18 protein-coding genes and 1 pseudogene are annotated in these 16,763 nt (G+C 61.3%); 11 read left to right on the top strand and 8 right to left on the bottom strand.

Annotated features, from left to right (window positions below):
- Positions 1-35: 35 nt before the first annotated feature.
- Both NKJ90_RS28750 and NKJ90_RS28755 read left to right on the top strand, forming a co-directional pair.
- Positions 36-164 carry a hypothetical protein gene (locus NKJ90_RS28750; protein WP_352487372.1) on the top strand — a complete coding sequence of 43 codons (129 nt, stop codon included), beginning with the start codon at positions 36-38 and terminating at the stop codon, positions 162-164.
- A gap of 196 nt (positions 165-360) precedes the next feature.
- Positions 361-804, top strand: coding sequence for a hypothetical protein (locus NKJ90_RS28755; protein WP_352487374.1), 444 nt, complete (start codon positions 361-363; stop codon positions 802-804).
- An 88-nt stretch (positions 805-892) separates the two neighbouring features.
- On the opposite strand, the gene NKJ90_RS28760 is transcribed toward NKJ90_RS28755, so the two are convergent.
- Positions 893-1,120, bottom strand: coding sequence for a hypothetical protein (locus tag NKJ90_RS28760; protein WP_031259852.1), 228 nt, complete (start codon positions 1,118-1,120; stop codon positions 893-895).
- A gap of 341 nt (positions 1,121-1,461) precedes the next feature.
- Between NKJ90_RS28760 and NKJ90_RS28765 the strand changes: the two genes are divergently transcribed.
- Positions 1,462-3,207: a thiamine pyrophosphate-dependent enzyme gene (locus tag NKJ90_RS28765; RefSeq protein ID WP_023758322.1), complete on the top strand. Its 1,746-nt coding sequence runs from the start codon at positions 1,462-1,464 to the stop codon at positions 3,205-3,207.
- Between the two features lie 19 nt (positions 3,208-3,226).
- Here the strand turns inward: NKJ90_RS28765 and NKJ90_RS28770 are convergent, their stop codons facing one another.
- Positions 3,227-3,556 carry a hypothetical protein gene (locus NKJ90_RS28770; protein ID WP_023758321.1) on the bottom strand — a complete coding sequence of 110 codons (330 nt, stop codon included), beginning with the start codon at positions 3,554-3,556 and terminating at the stop codon, positions 3,227-3,229.
- A 451-nt stretch (positions 3,557-4,007) separates the two neighbouring features.
- On the opposite strand from NKJ90_RS28770, the pseudogene NKJ90_RS28775 reads away from it, so the two are divergent.
- From NKJ90_RS28775 to NKJ90_RS28785, 3 genes and pseudogenes are all read left to right on the top strand, one after another.
- Positions 4,008-4,590: pseudogene (locus NKJ90_RS28775) on the top strand (cytochrome c oxidase assembly protein).
- Between the two features lie 122 nt (positions 4,591-4,712).
- Complete coding sequence (locus tag NKJ90_RS28780) at positions 4,713-4,994, top strand: hypothetical protein (protein WP_352487376.1); 282 nt, start codon at positions 4,713-4,715, stop codon at positions 4,992-4,994.
- A gap of 72 nt (positions 4,995-5,066) precedes the next feature.
- Positions 5,067-5,390, top strand: coding sequence for a hypothetical protein (locus tag NKJ90_RS28785; protein WP_023758318.1), 324 nt, complete (start codon positions 5,067-5,069; stop codon positions 5,388-5,390).
- A gap of 1,008 nt (positions 5,391-6,398) precedes the next feature.
- Here NKJ90_RS28785 and NKJ90_RS28795 read toward each other — a convergent pair.
- The 5 genes from NKJ90_RS28795 to NKJ90_RS28815 all read right to left on the bottom strand — a co-directional run bounded on the left by NKJ90_RS28795 (position 6,399) and on the right by NKJ90_RS28815 (position 9,107).
- On the bottom strand, positions 6,399-6,752 hold the full coding sequence (locus tag NKJ90_RS28795) for a hypothetical protein (protein ID WP_352487378.1): 354 nt from the start codon (positions 6,750-6,752) through the stop codon (positions 6,399-6,401).
- Positions 6,752-7,114 carry a hypothetical protein gene (locus NKJ90_RS28800; protein WP_352487379.1) on the bottom strand — a complete coding sequence of 121 codons (363 nt, stop codon included), beginning with the start codon at positions 7,112-7,114 and terminating at the stop codon, positions 6,752-6,754. Before NKJ90_RS28800 ends, NKJ90_RS28795 begins: the two co-directional genes overlap by 1 nt.
- Positions 7,114-8,334: an NRAMP family divalent metal transporter gene (locus tag NKJ90_RS28805; RefSeq protein ID WP_352487380.1), complete on the bottom strand. Its 1,221-nt coding sequence runs from the start codon at positions 8,332-8,334 to the stop codon at positions 7,114-7,116. Before NKJ90_RS28805 ends, NKJ90_RS28800 begins: the two co-directional genes overlap by 1 nt.
- A complete protein-coding gene (locus NKJ90_RS28810; protein ID WP_245266508.1) occupies positions 8,331-8,630 on the bottom strand; it encodes a hypothetical protein in 300 nt (99 codons plus the stop codon). The genes NKJ90_RS28805 and NKJ90_RS28810 overlap by 4 nt, the downstream gene beginning before the upstream one ends.
- Before the next feature lie 261 nt (positions 8,631-8,891).
- On the bottom strand, positions 8,892-9,107 hold the full coding sequence (locus NKJ90_RS28815) for a hypothetical protein (RefSeq protein WP_352487382.1): 216 nt from the start codon (positions 9,105-9,107) through the stop codon (positions 8,892-8,894).
- Between the two features lie 205 nt (positions 9,108-9,312).
- On the opposite strand from NKJ90_RS28815, the gene NKJ90_RS28820 reads away from it, so the two are divergent.
- Positions 9,313-11,613 carry an FdhF/YdeP family oxidoreductase gene (locus NKJ90_RS28820; RefSeq protein ID WP_352487384.1) on the top strand — a complete coding sequence of 767 codons (2,301 nt, stop codon included), beginning with the start codon at positions 9,313-9,315 and terminating at the stop codon, positions 11,611-11,613.
- A gap of 70 nt (positions 11,614-11,683) precedes the next feature.
- Here the strand turns inward: NKJ90_RS28820 and NKJ90_RS28825 are convergent, their stop codons facing one another.
- Entirely contained in the window at positions 11,684-11,956 is a 273-nt protein-coding gene (locus tag NKJ90_RS28825; RefSeq protein WP_352487385.1) for a hypothetical protein, read from the bottom strand.
- A gap of 249 nt (positions 11,957-12,205) precedes the next feature.
- Here NKJ90_RS28825 and NKJ90_RS28830 point away from each other — a divergent pair, with 249 nt between their 5' ends.
- The 4 genes from NKJ90_RS28830 to NKJ90_RS28845 are packed head-to-tail and all read left to right on the top strand — an operon-like array spanning position 12,206 to position 16,762.
- Positions 12,206-13,312 (top strand): NAD-dependent epimerase/dehydratase family protein, encoded by a 1,107-nt coding sequence (locus NKJ90_RS28830; protein ID WP_352487387.1) that lies wholly within the window; start codon positions 12,206-12,208, stop codon positions 13,310-13,312.
- Positions 13,309-14,388 (top strand): NAD-dependent epimerase/dehydratase family protein, encoded by a 1,080-nt coding sequence (locus NKJ90_RS28835; RefSeq protein ID WP_352487389.1) that lies wholly within the window; start codon positions 13,309-13,311, stop codon positions 14,386-14,388. Before NKJ90_RS28830 ends, NKJ90_RS28835 begins: the two co-directional genes overlap by 4 nt.
- Complete coding sequence (locus NKJ90_RS28840; RefSeq protein WP_352487391.1) at positions 14,385-15,677, top strand: TIGR04295 family B12-binding domain-containing radical SAM protein; 1,293 nt, start codon at positions 14,385-14,387, stop codon at positions 15,675-15,677. The genes NKJ90_RS28835 and NKJ90_RS28840 overlap by 4 nt, the downstream gene beginning before the upstream one ends.
- A complete protein-coding gene (locus NKJ90_RS28845; RefSeq protein WP_352487393.1) occupies positions 15,662-16,762 on the top strand; it encodes a glycosyltransferase family 4 protein in 1,101 nt (366 codons plus the stop codon). The genes NKJ90_RS28840 and NKJ90_RS28845 overlap by 16 nt, the downstream gene beginning before the upstream one ends.
- Position 16,763 lies beyond the last annotated feature (1 nt).

The raw sequence follows: 16,763 nt of genomic DNA on the forward strand, positions 1-16,763 counted from the left end.
TCGATTAATCGAAGTTCACCGGTAGGAATTCTGCGATGGCGGAGAATTTATCTCGCGACGATGAACAGCGCGGCACCAGAAAAGTCCTCAAGTGGGGTGTCGTGATCGCCACCGTGCTTTTTATTGTGCTGCTGGCGATATTCGTCCTCGGCCCGCGTGCGTAGGCCTTCGAGCGGGTCTGCGAGCATGTCGGTTGCGGCAAGCGCGCGCCTTTTGGCTTTCCTCCCTTGGCCAAGGCAACCCTGCCCGCACCGAAGACGATCGCCACCTTTGAAGTAGCAGCGCTGGAGGAGAGCCGCGCGGCCGGCGGCGTTCGAGGCTGATCGCCACCCGTCGTGGTTTGCGTGCCATGCCACGGGCATGGACCATATCTTCGATGCCCACCTGCACGGCCCTGACGAAGGTCACCAGTCCGATGAAATAGAGGCAAGGCAGCATGGTCAGGCTGAACAGGACGAAGGGCAGCCCCATCCTGGTCACCTGCGCCACGAACGCGAGGGCGATCGTGGTGCTCGACACCGACGTCAAGAACAGGTTGGCGCGCTGGTTGGCCTCCTGGATGGTGGCGGCCCTGGCGGTCTCCAGCACGAAATGTTCCGTCGTCATCATCTGCAGGAGCTGCTGCCGGCTCTCGCTTTCGTTTGCTTTGATTTCATTTGTATCCGGCATCGCGAACGGATCTATCGGCGGTCGCTGGATTGCCGGCGCGAGGCCGGCTCTCGGCTCGCGACGGTGGGTCTGGCGCCAGTATCAACCGGCGCGAACGAGCAGTCGTCGACCGAAGAACGAATGCCGTTCGGGTAAGGTTCCGGCCCGATCGCCGATCGCTGCTTTCACGCTCCATCTATATCCAGTGATCTGCAAGGAACCGTGCTTATTCGTCGGCACGGTTCTAATTGTGGACGCTCTCCTGATTTTTGCCGCGAAGGATATTGCGGTCGTCGGGATCGACCAGGTCAGATGTGTCGGTCCTGATATCCGATCCCTTGCGCAACGCTTCTCGTTCCGCGGCCGACCGCTTCAGGTCTGCCTTCGCATCAAAATCCTTGCCGGCATTCTTGGTGTTCTCCCGTTCTTCGATGATGCGGATTTGCTGCTCATGGGTTCGGCGTCCGGTCATCGCTTCCTCAAGGTGTTCGGACCCGGGCCTTTTCTCATGGTGGTAATGGTGGTGGTAATGGCAAGGCGGCTGGATCGTTCCGAACGGCGTCGAATAAGCGCTTTGTCGACTGCGGATATCGGACTCCCCCGGACTGCCTCGCGAAAGCTGCATCGAAATGCTGTGTCGGTTCCGCGCTTTCGCGCGGCAGCTTTGCCGCTTCGATGGAACAACCCGGCCCGTCCGCCGTTCGGCCACTGGTCGCGAGATGTCCACGCCCGCGCGTTCGAACGGCTGGAAGCGAGGTGCCGTTCGCCGCAACGCCGGCCAAGCCAAGCACATCAACACCAGAGGAGGCTACGATGCCCAACACCGCCGAGATACTTGTCGACACGCTGATCGCATGGGATGTGCGCGTGATCTTCGGCCTGCCGGGAGATGGCATCAACGGGATCATGGAGGCGCTGCGCACCAGACAGGACAAGATCCGTTTTGTTCAGGTGCGGCACGAGGAATCGGCGGCGTTCATGGCGACGGCCTATGCAAAATGGACCGGCAAGCTCGGTGTCTGTCTCGCCACCTCCGGACCGGGCGGCACCCACCTGCTCACCGGCCTCTACGACGCAAAGCTCGATCAAGCGCCGGTTCTGGCCATAACCGGCATGCAGTTCCATGATCTGATCGAGACCTTCACACAGCAGGATGTCAATCTGACCCGTGTCTTCAACGACGTGACCGTCTTTAACGCCCACGTCGCCGACGCGGCGCATATGGAAAGCGTTGCCGGCCTGGCCTGCCGCTCCGCGCTTGCCGGACGCGGCGTTTCCCATCTGTCGATAGCAAGCGATGTCCAGGAGCAGACAGCGGCGAAGCGCTCAATGCGCAACCTGCCGAAGCACACGCCGGACCGGTGGTTCGAAGGAAGCAAACAACCAGACGAGGCCCAGCTCGATCTCGCGGCCGACATTCTCAACACTGCCTCGAAAGTGGCGATCCTCGCAGGACGCGGCGCGCTGCATGCCAAGGCGGAACTCGAGAGCACCGCCGATCTGCTCGCCGCACCCGTCGCCAAGGCCCTGCTCGGCAAAGCCGTGCTGCCGGATGATCATCCGAACGTCGTCGGCGGCATAGGCATGTTGGGTACCTTGGCCTCCCAGGAGATAATGGAGCAGTGCGAGGCGCTGCTGATCGTCGGCTCGACCTTTCCCTACATCGAATACTACCCCAAGCCCGGCAAGGCGCGCGGGATCCAGATCGACCGCAATGCGCAGCGCATAGGCCTGCGCCATCCAGTCGAGGCTGGCCTGGTCGGCGACGCCGCCGTCACGCTGCAATTGCTCAACAAGAGATTGAAGCAGAAAACAGACAGGTCATTTCTCGAACAGGCCCGGCAGAGTGTGCGGCGCTGGCGCGGCATGATGGCGGAGGCTGAAGGCAAGGACGACGTGCCGCTCAAGCCGCAACGCGTGGTGAAGGCATTCGGCGACCGCATGCCGGCCAACGCCATCCTCGCAACCGACTCCGGCCAAAATACCGAACTTGCCGCCCGCCATATCGATATCAAGGCGGGTCAGGACTTCGCCGTCTCCGGGTCGCTCGCATCGATGGCCTGTGGGTTGCCCTATGCGATTGCCGGCGGGATAGCCTTCCCGGGCCGGCCAGTCTTCGCAGTGGTTGGCGACGGCGGGCTCGCCATGCAGCTTGGCGAATTTTCGACGGCGGTGCGCTACAAGGTTCCGCTCAAGCTCCTCGTGATCAAGAACAACATGCTGAACCAGATTGCCTGGGAGCAGATGATGTTTCTCGGCAACCCGCAATTTGCCTGCGAACTCCAACCGATCGATTTCGCCCTGGCCGCCGAGGCGATGGGCGGCATCGGCTACAGCATCACCCGGCCCGAGGACATTGAAGGCGTTCTTGATGCCGCTTTCGCCACCGTGGGCCCCGTGATCATAGAGGCCGTCGTCGACGCCTACGAGCCTATGCTGCCGCCGCGCATGCCGGATCAATACCGCAAGAACATGCGCACCGCGCTGAAAGAAACGCCGGGTCGACAGGAGATAGAAAAGAACCTTGCCCAGGAGCCCCTGAAGACGATGATGGGCTGACCCTGTCCCGCGCCGCCAGTCACGTCTTGACGTAAGCGCCTGGCTGCCGGCCGCCCTTGGGAGCCTTGGCGTCCTTCGAGCGCTCGGCGACCGCCGGGCCGGCGCCGGACGTCTTTTCGGTTGCCGGGCTCGGGGTGGCTTGCTTTGGCGCACTTTTCCTTGGCGGGTCTTGCCCTTCCGACTGGCGCGTCTTGTCGTCCATCTCGCCCATCCGCCGCGTCAGCCCAATCCCACCGGGAGGCTTCCTGTTGCCGGCCGCAGCCTGGGAGAATTCATCCGCCGCATCCGCGCCGACTTTGGCGGGGTATTTGGTCGCGCCGGTTTCATAGCGGTTTTCGTCCTCGGTCATGACACATCTCCGATTGCATGACGGGTAAACATTTCTGCAGTGCGCGGGTTCCGTCGCATGCATACTGATTTTGACAGCGAAATATCCCGGATCGGCCGCGGCACATCGAAGATAAATTTTACTGCCGGCTACTGCCACTTCCGGGCCTTTCGCGCGTTGAAGCATCTTCAATGGATGTCCCGCGTGACGGATCGCAATCAGACTTCATCGGTGCTGTTCCCCGGCGGGTGCGGGCGATGAGCTTCGACGCGCTCTTCTCGACTTCGATCTGTTATGGCAGCGGCGCCCCCGAAGCCGGCTGGAAGCTGGCGCTTCCCATCACGTTGCCGCTCGCGGCAGCCGCGTCGCTCTACGCTGCGGGCGCCATCCGGCTTTGGCGGCGGAGCGGACGCGGTCGCCCCATGCGATCACGGCGGGTTTGCTGTTTGCCGCCGGCTGGGCCGTGTTGGCGGTGGCGCTGGTAAGTCCGATCCATGCCCTGGGCGGGCGCGTCTTTGCCGCTCACATGATCGAGCACGAATTGCTGATGGCGGTCGCGGCGCCTCTGCTGGTCGCTTCCTGCCCGACCGCGCCGATGATGTGGGCGTTGCCGATGCGGGTGCGCCAGGGGCTCGGCGTGGCCGCGCGTGCAGGCATGCTTCGGGCGATCTGGGCATTCATCAGCCGCCCTGTGGTCGCCACCATCCTGCACGGAACGGCGATATGGGCATGGCACGTGCCGGCATTGTTCGAGGCTGCCCTCCAACAGGGCCCCTTGCACTATGCAGCACGCCAGCTTCCTCGGCACCGGGCTCCTGTTCTGGTGGGTGCTGCTGCCTCGGCCCGGCCACGAACAAGCCTGTGGCAGGGCCGTCATGCATCTTTTCTTCACCTCTGCGCACACCAGCCTGCTCGGGGTGTTGCTCCTGGTCTCGCCGAGGCTCTGGTATCCGGAAAATGCCATCGGCTCGAAGCTGTGGGACCTCAGCCCGCTCGAGGATCAGCAAGTCGCAAGTGGGCGGCGACAGGCTTCGAACGGCCTACGCCTCATTTGAATCCATCACCTGAATCCATCCGCAGGCGATTATGGCTCGCAGCCGCGACGGCGTTTCGCTCGCGGTTCCGCGCCGGCCCGGCCGGGAAAACGCAAAACCGCGTCCGGGAGCGCGGTCCCGGCATGTCCGACGGGATTTGGCCCCGCCTGTTCGAAATCGTCCCCGCGCCTTTCCCGGAGCTGTGCAATTCCCGGCGCTGTGAGCACTGCGCGCGCTTTCATCAGGCGGACAAGTTCGGGCCGAAGGCCATCGCCTCTGGCGGCGGCCAATTCATGCAGAAAAGCAAAGGGGTACATTCGACTGACCTTTCGATGGCGACGCCGCCCCTCTTCGGCTCATTTCGTGTCATGAGGTTCAACGCCCCGGCCAGAAGCATGTTCCGGCGATTTTGTCCGGGAATCTAGGCCGCCGCGGGTTATCCAATAGATTGGAACCTTCCGAGCCAGACAGAAGTTCTGCCTGCAAAGGAGGCGATCATGGCCACATCCACGGACCGAAAACCTGCGGCGAAGACAGCCCATGCCTGGACGGAAGCGGGGCTGGACAAGACGCCGGGGTTCGACCCAGCAGCCGCGCCGTCCAGGACCGACGCTGAGGCGGCGGATACGCCCAATGACGCCGGGCAACCATCTCCCAAACGACAGTCGCGGTTCAAGAACCAAGCAAGCTTTGCCAATGCGATGCGGCCGATGGAGAACCGAGCCGACATACGGCCCGGCAACAACTGGCCCGTCTTGGTGATTGCCATAGCCGTGCTCGTGGCAGCTGCGGTCTTCATACTCGCCGCCATTCTTCGCTAAGGCGTGAACTGATAAACCGGCCCGATGCGCTCTCGGTTCATGCGTTCGCGAACTCGATTGACGACGCATGCTCTCAAGTTTTTCATTAGCTTTCTGGCTAACATTCATTGACGGTTTGCCCCCGCTATAATTAGCTTCATGGCTAACCAATCGATGCAACTCGACCACATTTTCGGAGCCCTCTCCGACGCGATCCGTAGGGGCGATAGTCATGCGGCTATGTGAGGGTGAGGCGTCTGTCGGAGAACTGGCGAAGCCGTTCGAAATGGCGCTGCCGAGCCTGATGAAGCACCCATCGGCATTCTAGCGAGCAGCGGCCTCGTTACGTCCGAAAAGAACGGGCGCGTCAGGACGTGCTCGTTGCATACGGAAGCTCTCGCAACCATCGAGGTTTGGTTGGCGGCTCAAAGGGAGATCTGGGAGCACCGGCTGGATCGACTGGGTAGGTAGAGAAACTGAAGGAAGAGGAAAGCCAATGCCCCCGCAAACGCGTCAAAATGAATCGCCTCTGTCCGCTTGGGCGCTTGATCGAGAGATCGTCCTCTCGCGCGTGATCAACGCGCCACGAGAGCTGGTTTCTCCGCATGGGCTGATCCGCGCCATCTTGCCCAGTGGTTCGGCCCGGCCGGGTCAAGATTAATACGAAATCGATAGATATTCGCGTCAGCGGCGAATGGCGGTTCGAGACCCGCGCCCGACGGCAAGCGATATACGAGCCGTGTGCAATTCCGGCGCATCGAGAGGCCGCACTTGATCGAGTTCAATCACGGCGCCGACAAGACAACGATCCTGGCCTGTTCCGCACCACCATCACGTTCGACGAACAGAGCGACGCAAAGACCGTCATCACTTTGCGACAGTTGCATCCAACGAAGGCTCAGCGCGACGCGGGGATCGGCTTAGGCGCGGCCGAACTTCGGCTATCAGACTCTCGACAAGCGAAAGCAGCACGGCCATTTAGCGACATCGGACAAATCTTCCACGCCCTGGCTTTCAAGCTCTCTTTTGTCAGGTTCTGGTCTGGCCTTTACCCTGCGGATGTTTGCGGCCGCCTTCCATTCGGGAAAGGTCTTTTTTTGAACATAGCAGCCTGGGCCGTGCAGGATCGGAGATGTCGATCTTGTCCCAGGGAATGCGATAAAAGCCGCCGCCGCGGCGTAGCCGGAACAGGTCGAGAACCGCAGCGCCTATCGCTGAAGCGGAGAGACGCTCGAATGCGGCATAGATACCGACATGGAACTCGATAATCACGAGATCGTCCCCATCCTGTTCGGCGCATATCTCCTCGATATAGCCGACGCTCTCCCCGCGCTGCGAAAGCACGCGTCGCCCGGCAAGCTGTTCGAGATTGACGGTCGTCATCAGCCCGCTCCCGGGATGCGGCCAATGACGTGGTCCCGCAGCCAGTTCTGCCAATCGAAGATTGCCGTCTCGCGCACATCGATGTCGAACTCGATATCGACGCCAATGTCGCGCACCTTGTTCCAGGCGATCCGATGCGGCTCGCCATGGTCCTTGCCGCCCAGCTTTGCCGCCAATCGCGCCATCCAGCGGCCGGGCCGCGGACCAAGCCGACGCGCCAGGGTGATGGACCCAAGTTCGATCGCAGCCACTCTGGGCGGCTTGCCCGGCCTCAGTTCGGCCACCAGCCCATCGACTTTGCCGATCTTGACCTGCTCGCGGTCGACCACTTGCTTGTCCAGAATGTCGCGCACCAGATCCATCACGTGCCTCCGAATATCTGCAATGGGATGGTCACGACCGCCAGCACGAAACCAAGTGCTATGATGAAGACGACCGCCGCGTTCGAGATCATCCCATTGCGATGCTTGCCCACGTAACGTTCATCGTTCAACAGGAAGAGGAAGGGAATCACGCTCAACGGCAGGCTGGCAGCCGTCAAAGCCATGGAGAAGATCGTCAGCTTCAACGGATCGAGGCCAAAAGCGATCGGCAAGGCGCTGAGGAACAATGACAACGTGTAAACCGTGCTGAAGCCTGGATTGTCGCGCGGCTTCTGGTCCTCGCCCCATGTCCAGCCGAAGCCCTGAGCCACGAGATAGGCTTGCTGCAGCCCGACCTCGAGCGCGGCCCCGAAGCAGGCAATGCCTAGCGAAGCGACAAACAGGACAAACCCCCAGAAGCCGAATACCGGGATCAGCATCAGCGGCAATTGATGGTAGTCGTCCACCTGGTCAATGCCGTGGGCGGGAAGCACGAGAGCGGCAACGATCAGCACACCGATGGAGATCGTGCCGCCAAAGGTCATTCCAAGGGACGCAATAGCGCGATTGGCACCGAGATAACTTCTGTCCCACTGGTCCTCGATGGCGCCCGACGAGTAGAACATGAACAGATAGGGCGAGATCGACGCTCCAAGAATACTGACGGCCATGAACCAGTAATTGGCCCGGTCATGAGCCGGCAGGGTGGGAACCGCGCCCGCCGCGACCTGACCCCAGTCGGGCTTGAGCATCACGGCGCCGGCCACAAAGCACAGTGTGACCAGACCGAGCATCGAAACACCTTTTTCGATAAGGCCGAACGTCCCTTTCCAGAGAAACAACCACGCCAGCAATGCCACCAGCAGCGCCCACCACTGGAAACCGATCCCGGTGGTGAGTTCGAGTGCAATGGCGACGCCGCCGATCTCTGCCGACATGACCATGAAGTTGATCAGCAAGATCGCGAGCAGCGGCCATAGGAAGACGTTGAAGCCAAATCGCTCGCGAATTCCATCGGCGATGGTGTGATGGCTTATCGCGGCGAACCGACCCGCCATCTCGACGAGAAAGATGATGCAGATCGTCCCCAGAACTACCGCCCAGACCAGCTGGAAATGGAATGCCGCACCGGCCTGAGCCGCCGTAGCCATCGAGCCGATCTCGAGAAAACCGCCAATGCTGGTGACGATACCCAACGCTATTTCGAGCAGCTTTTTCATTGTTGCGGCGCCGAGGATTTGGCGTAGGCGCCCAGCGTCGTGGCGGCTCTTCGCAGGTCCCGCTCCGCTTGTTCAACCTTGCCGCGGTCACGATCCCGTAATCCTGTCTGCGCTCTTGCTGCCGCCGACGACAGCTGCTCGATAGCCTTGATGAGCTCCGCTCGGTCGGAGCCCTCCGGTGAACCGGCCGATCGGATTTGCGCTTCGGCATCGGACCAGATGTGGCTGACGGATTGCAATGTCAGCGACGTGTAGTTCCGGGGTGCCGCTCCAGCAAGCCAGGCTTCCAAGACCATCGATGCCGTCTGTGCGGCGGAGGCCGCAGTTCTCGACTGCTGGTATACCTGGTCTGTCGAAGACGTGCATGCGGTCAACGTCGTAGCAATCAACATAACGCATAGAGAGCGAAGTCGACCTTGGAATTTACCGGCGGAATATACCTCATGCATTTCTCGCGTTGCTGCAACACGATTGCCCTCCCCGGCGCGAGACAACTGCGAGTCTGGTATGTTGGATCGCCCGGTATTCATGTCATCGACCCATCCAGCGACCGGCACCTAGCGCGACGCGGCCTCGCCCTTCCTATATTCGTGAATGAGGCCCAGGATTTGCGCCCGGACCAATTCGCGAGCGTCAGGCTGGACGAACGGCATCAGCAGTTCGACCTTCTCCTCGACCTCCTTGGGGAGATCCCCTGCAGGATCGCTGAGACTGGTCTCGTACTCGTAAAGGTTATCCGACAGCTTTCTGTCTATATCTGACAAGATGCCCATCGCGTCCGCTCCGGTCGTGCTCAGCGTCGTGTTTCAATCGCTGACCAAAGGAAATGTTCCCACGACGGCGCCTGCCGCGCGTCGCATGCGCTCCGAGACATCGCCATTCAAGGCTCTGCTCGAAAGAGGTTGCGGCTTCGCAGAGCCAGCGGGAACAATTGGTCGCGGGTCGGGTTTGTTTAGTCTTCGTGCAAGGATGACTGGCATGAAACCCGCCGTAACCGATCACATTGAGATAAAGAAATATGACCATCCAACCGGCGGCTGGGGGTCGCTTCGGTCCCTGGTTCGCAAGGCGCGCGGCGAAGGCCTTTTGCTTTCAGGGATATGGAGCACGCTGCTCAAGCAGAACAAGGCGGACGGTTATATGTGTGTTTCCTGCTCGTGGGCCAAACCGGCCCAGCCAAGGCCTTTCGAATTCTGCGAAAACGGCGCCAAGGCAACGATGTGGGATCAGACGAAGCTGCGTTGCGAACCTTCTTTCTTCGCAGAGCACAAAGTGACGGAGCTGCTCGACTGGCCTGATCACGATCTGGAAAAGCAGGGCAGGCTTACCGATCCGCTGCGGTATAATCCCGTCAGCGACCGCTATGAGCCGGTTGCTTGGGATCGTGCGTTCCGTGAGATCGCCACAGAGCTGCGGCGACTCGATCCGAAATCGGTCGTCTTCTACACCTCCGGTCGAGCCTCGCTGGAGGCTTCCTTCATGTATCAGCTCTTCGCGCGAATCTACGGTTCATCCAACCTGCCGGACTCTTCCAACATGTGCCACGAATCCACTTCGGTGGGTTTGCCGGAGTCTATCGGCTCCCCTGTGGGCACCGTACAACTCGACGACTTCGCGAAATGCGACATGATGTTCTTCTTCGGCCACAACACCGGCGTAACCGCGCCTCGGCTGCTGCATCCATTGCAGGAGGCACGTCGACGCCAGGTGCCGGTGTTCACCTTCAATCCTTTACCGGAAAGGGGACTAAAACGGTTCAAGAACCCGCAAAATCCCGTCGACATGCTGTCACCCGGCCCGGGAACCAAGATGTCCAGCGACTTCTTTCAAATCCGCGGCGGCGGCGACATTGCAGCCATGACCGGCATTGCAAAGGCTCTGCTGGCGCTCGACGACGCTGCGCGTGAACGCGGCAATCAGCGGCTCCTGGATGTCGATTTCATCACCGAACATACGCATGGCTTCGCCGATTTCGAAGCCTATCTGCGCGCCGCCCGCTGGGATGAGATTGTCGGCCGGTCAGGCATTGCGCGGGCCGATCTGGAGCATGTCGCAGAAGTCTACAGTCTTTCGAAGGCGGTGATCGGCAATTACGGCATGGGCCTGACGCAACACAGGCATGGCACCGAGAACGTCCAGATGCTGTGCAACCTGCTGCTGATGCGCGGCAATATCGGAAAACCCGGCGCCGGCATCTCGCCCCTGCGCGGCCATTCCAATGTCCAGGGCCAGCGCACGGTCGGCATAACCGAGAAACCCGAACTCGCTCCACTGGACAAGTTCGCCGAGTTCTATGGCTTCCAGCCACCGCGCCAGAAAGGCCTCGACACCGTGGAGACCTGCGAGGGCGTCATCGGCGGATCGGTGAAGGGCTTTATCGCTCTGGGTGGCAATTTCGTCCGTGCTGTGCCCGAGACCGGCCTGATCGAAAAGCATTGGCGTCGACTCAGCCTGCATGTCGAGATCGCGACCAAGCTTAACCGCAGCCATCTCTTTCCGGGGGCGGTTACCTATCTGCTGCCCTGCCTGTCACGGCTCGAACGAGATCGCGAGGCGAGCGGTGACCAGACGGTTTCGGTCGAAGATTCGACCGCCTGCATACACGGCTCCTTTGGCTCGCGGCCCCCTGCTTCGCCAAATCTGCTCTCGGAACCGAAGATCGTTGCGGAACTCGCCATGGCTACGGTGCCCGGCAAGAGTTCAATTCCCTGGGACCAATGGGTTGCCGATTATTCCCGTATCCGTGATGAGATCGAGCGGTGCTACCCCCAGCATTTTCGCGACTTCAACAAGCGGTTTCTCACCCCGGGCGGCTTCCATCGCGACATCAAGGCGTCGAAGCGCGTGTGGGAGACGCCCAACAAGAAGGCCAATTTCAAGTTACCGACCATGCTCGAGGCAAATCCCGACATCGACCTTTCCGGCGATCGGGTGCTGACGCTGATCACCGTGCGTTCCAATGACCAGTTCAACACCACCGTCTATGGCTACAGCGACAGATTGCGCGGCATCCATGGCACGCGCATGGTGCTGTTGATGAACGAGGCGGACATCCGGCGTTTCGGCCTGCGCGCGGGCCAGGATATCACTCTCGAAACCCATGCCCATGATGGTGTAGAGCGGCGCGTTCACGGCCTGCGCGTTACGCCTTATTCGATTCCCGAGGGCAATTGCGCCGGCTACTATCCGGAACTCAACCCACTGGTCCCGCTCTGGCACCGGGCCAAGAAGGCTCATGTCCCAGCCGGAAAGTCGGTACCGGTGCGGATTGTTTCTTGAGGCATCCAAGCCGGGCGACACTTTGAGCAGCGCGAGGTCTCGTTCAGCAGTCGGCACTAGACACGAGCCGTCAGGCGCTCTGGCTGCGTTCGATGAACTTGTTGAAACGGCTGGCGTTACCGCCGCCGGTTTCTTCCTGGAAAAGGAAGGCCAGATCATTCTCGTCGAAAATGCGGAAGAACTCCTCCCATTCGATGGGCTCCAGCGTTTCCTCCGGCTCGCCAAAGTCAATCCGCAGGATACCGCCCTTGCCCGAGGTGCGTATCACGGCAGGGCGGCCGCCTCTGTCGCTGACCCATTGGCGGATTTCGTCATGATCGGTCGTCGTCCTTGCTTGTGACATTGAAATCTCCGTTCGGTTCCCAAGGTTAGCAACCGGGCCTTCCCTCGCCGATTTTCACACCATCAATCCCGATGATCGGATGATTGGTGGCGCGCCGTAACGGGCCGATCGCTGGGCTCTAACATCGAAGAGCCTGCAATGTTCCAGCGTGCGCTTGGGCACCGCGGATCGATCTTTGTTGATGCTCAGGGAACAAAGCTTTTGCGAAAAAGTTCGGAACGCCAAGGCGGGTTTGCGTGAGGAGTTGTCGTGAGACGCATATTGGTCACCGGCGGCTGTGGCTTTATCGGCCGACATGTCGCCCAAGAACTCATTGAGCACGATTACGCAGTTTGTATTTTCGACGCGCTGCTGGACCAGGTGCATGGCGGGGAAGCGGTAAGCATTCCGGCCGGAGCCGAGCTGATCAGGGGCGACGTGCGCGACCGTGATGCGCTCGCTGGTGCGCTGCAGGGCGTCGATGCCGTCATTCATCTAGCAGCTGAAGTTGGTGTCGGTCAGTCGATGTATGAGATCGCCCGCTATGTCGGCACCAACGATCTCGGCACCGCTGTCCTGCTCGAAGCACTGATCAGACACCCGGTCCAACGGATCGTCGTCGCTTCGTCCATGAGCGTCTACGGCGAGGGTCTCTATGCGTCGCCGGACGGCCGGCGCGTCGGCAATGCGCGGCGGCGGCCGGAAGGCGTCAGGAACGGGCAATGGAATCCCTTGTCGGCGGAGGGCGACGTCCTGTCGCCGCTGCCGACGGACGAGGAAAAACCGGTCGACCTCGCCTCGATCTACGCCCTGACCAAATACGCGCAGGAACGCGCGGTGCTGATCTTCGGCGAAGCCTATGACATCGATGCGGTGGCGTTGCGCCTGTTCAATGTCTTCGGCGCCGGGCAGGCGCTGTCAAATCCCTACACCGGGGTACTCGCCAATTTTGCCTCGCGGCTGGCCAATGGCCAACGGCCGATGATATTCGAAGATGGCGAGCAGAAGCGCGACTTCGTGCATGTGCGCGATGTCGCCCGCGCCTTTCGGCTCGCGCTGGAACAACGCCAGGCGCGCGGCCATGTCATCAATGTCGGCAGCGGGCGCGCCTATGCCGTCAGCGAGGTCGCCCGGCTGCTGGCTGATGCGATGGATGTGCCGGAGCGCTCGCCGGAAATCCTTGGCAAGGCACGCTCGGGCGACATTCGAAACTGCTTTGCTGACATCTCGAAAGCACGCGATCTGCTCGGCTTTGAACCACGGCTGCAGCTGGAGGATTCCCTGGATGAGTTTGTCGCATGGGTGCGCGGCACGGTCGCAATCGACCGCGGCGCCGACATGAGACGCGAACTGGAAGAGCGGGGGCTGGTATCATGACGTCCGACTTGCGCAACCCTCGCGAAGCCCACGTCGCGATTGTCGGCGGCAGCGGCTTCATCGGCTCGAACCTCGCCGACAGCCTGCTGTCCGACGCGACCCCGGTTCTGATCATCGACAATTTCAGTCGCCCCGGTGTCGAACAGAACCTGGCATGGCTGAAGCAGAAGCATGGCAATCGCATCGCCGTGGAAACCGTCGACGTCCGGGACGCGGACGCCTTGCTGCCGCTTGTGGCGAATTCGGCGGCTGTATTCCATCTTGCCGCGCAGACGGCCGTGACCACGAGCCTCGTGCAGCCGAGCGAAGACTTCGACATAAATCTTCGGGGAACATTCAACGTTCTCGAAGCCGCCCGTCGAAGCGACCGATGCATCCCGGTGATCTTCGCCAGCACCAACAAGGTTTATGGCGGGCTCCCCGACATCGCGGTGTTCGAGGAGGATAACCGTTGGGTGCCCAGTGATCCCGCTATCCGTGCCAACGGCATCGGCGAGGACCGCGGCCTGGATTTCTGCACACCCTATGGCTGCTCCAAAGGCGCGGCCGATCAATACGTGCTCGATTATGCCAAATCCTACGGGCTGCCGACCGTTGTGCTGCGGATGAGTTGCATCTATGGGCCGCATCAGTTCGGCACTGAGGATCAGGGCTGGGTGGCGCATTTTCTGCTCAGCGCCTTGTCCGGCCGCCCCATCACGATCTACGGCAACGGCAACCAGGTGCGCGACATTCTTCATGTTTCCGATGCCGTTGCGGCCTATCGCGCGGCACTTGCCCGGATTGAGGAGGCCAGCGGACAGGCATTCAATCTCGGTGGCGGACCAAAAAACGCGATCAGCCTGCACATGCTTCTGGAGGAGATCAACGGCATCACCGGCCGCGACGTCTCGATCCGCTATGAGCGCGAACGCACCGGCGACCAGCCGTTCTTCGTTGCCGACACACGTCGGATCGAAATGACGCTCGGCTGGAAAGCGGCGGTCTCCTGGCGCGAAGGGGTCCGCCATCTCGCCGATTGGCTGCGGCGCAATCGCCTCGAACCGCAGCCTGAGCCAGCGAGGTGCGTGGCATGAGAGTAGCCCTTGTCAATCCGTTCTGGACCTATGAGGAGAGCATCTACTTCGGCTGCCGTCAGCCGCACTTGCCGCTCGAACTGGGCTATTCGAAAGCGATGCTTGAGGCCGATGGCCACGACGTGCTGATGCTGGACGGCCAAATCCAGCAGCAGGACAACAGCCAGCTTGCCGCGCGTGTCGCTGACTTCGGGCCGGCCATGACCGTGATCAGCACCGCGCCGACTTATCTGTTCTGGCGTTGCGCCCCACCTGAGTTGCGCGTGCCGGCCGATTTCCTCAACCGTCTCGCCGGCCGTGGCGGCCGCACCGTCGCGGTCGGCCCGCATGGCTCGGCGACACCGGCACCAACGCTGCGCAAGCTTGGGGCCGATATCGTCGTGCGCGGCGAATGCGAGGAGGTCGTCGCGGAACTTGGCCGACGCGACGACTGGAGCGCGGTTGCGTACACCGCATATCTGCAAAATGGTGAACTTGCCGGCGACGGCCTCGTCCACGCCAGCCCCTTTGTCCACCATGCCCCGCTCGAATGGCCGTCCGACTGGCTCGCCGGCCATACTCATCACCATCATCGCTTCGATGAGAAGCAGTTTGGTTTAGGTGCCGAAGTCGAGGCTTCGCGCGGTTGCCCCTACAATTGCAGCTTCTGCGCCAAGATCGATTTCCGCGATGCGTATCGGCGCAGGAACCACGATGCAGTGACGGCGGAAATTGATCGGCTGATCGCTCAGGGTGTTGGCTATATCTACTTCATCGATGAGATTTTCCTCCCGCAGAAGGCGCTGCTGGAAGCGCTTGTGGATCGCGATGTCAAATTCGGTGTCCAGACCCGCATCGATCTTTGGAAACCCGAGCTCCTGGAGCTGCTTGGCGCCGCTGGTTGTGTCTCGATCGAGGCAGGGCTCGAAAGCCTGACGATGGAAGGACGCGCCATGCTGGCGAAGCGCTGCCGGCTGGGAACCGAGGAATTGGCCGCATTGCTTGTCGACGCGCGGCGTCATGTCCCCTTCGTTCAAGCCAATCTCATCGGATCAGTCGAAGATGATCCGGCTCTGGTCGAATATTGGCGAAAGCATCTCATCGACCGCGGCGTCTGGGCAAACGAACCGGTGCCGCTCTATCCCTATCCCAGTTCACCGAGCTATCGCGAGCTCTGGGGTGACCCCGACGACTTAGCCTGGGAGCGCGCGCACAAGCATTATCTCGCCTCGTTCGGCACCTTTAGCGACATCCAGGAAAAGCATCCTCGTGCGCTAACCGAATTGGAGGCCGCATGTTGCAGTCACTGATCCCGCGCCAGCGACGCATCCTGATGACGGTCGACGCCGTCGGCGGCGTCTGGCGTTATGCGCTCGACCTGACGCGTGAACTGATCACCGGCGGCGATAGTGTCGTTCTTGCCGGGCTTGGCCCCAAGCCATCCGCCGAGCAGGTCGAGGAAGCCGACACCGTCGCGGAGCTGGTATGGCTCGAGACTCCGCCAGATTGGATGACCCGCAACGAGGCCGACCTGGACGGGCTGCCACAGGAGCTGTGCGCCCTCGTTCGTGACTACGCCATCGATCTCGCCCACCTCAACGCGCCGGCACAGGCAGTAGGGCTCGATCTCCCCTGCCCGGTCGTGGCGGTGTCGCATTCATGTGTGGTGACATGGCTGCGTGCGGTGAAGGCACAGGATGCCGGCGGCGAATGGACCTGGCAGAGGGACCGCAACAGAACCGGTTTCGATCGCGCGAACGCGGTGATTGCGCCCAGCCGAAGCCATGCCGCCATGCTTGAAGCCTGCTACGGACCAATTCCCGGCCTCAGCGTCGTCAACAACGGCACCCGGCCCGGCCCGGTGGCCGCGAGGCGGGAAGCCGTTGTCTTCGCCGCCGCGCGCTGGTGGGATGAAGGCAAGAATTCAGTCACCCTCGACCACGCGGCATCGCTGATCCGCTGGCCCGTTTTTGCTGCCGGGTCCGTTCACGGTCCCGATGGGCAAGTAGCCCATTTCAGCAACGTTGCAGCCCTGGGTTCGATCGGACATCAGGAAGTCCGTTTGCTGATGGCGCGAGCCGCCGTCTTCGTGTCGCCGTCGGTTTACGAACCTTTCGGGCTTGCCGCTCTGGAGGCTGCAACATCGGCAACACCGCTCGTGCTGGCGGATATTCCTACCTATCGCGAATTATGGGACGGGGCGGCACTGTTCTACAATGCCAGCGATCCGCATGACCTCGCCAAATGTGTCGACGGTCTGTGTTGCGACGATCAACATAGGAAACGGCTCGGCCAGGCCGCTGCACGCCGTGCCCGCAGGTTCTCGCTTGCAAAACAAGCCGCCGCCATGCGCGACATCTACGGCCGCTCGGCTCTATCCGTGGCGGAACATTGAC

Source organism: Mesorhizobium sp. M0051, assembly GCF_040323235.1.
GTDB lineage: Bacteria > Pseudomonadota > Alphaproteobacteria > Rhizobiales > Rhizobiaceae > Mesorhizobium.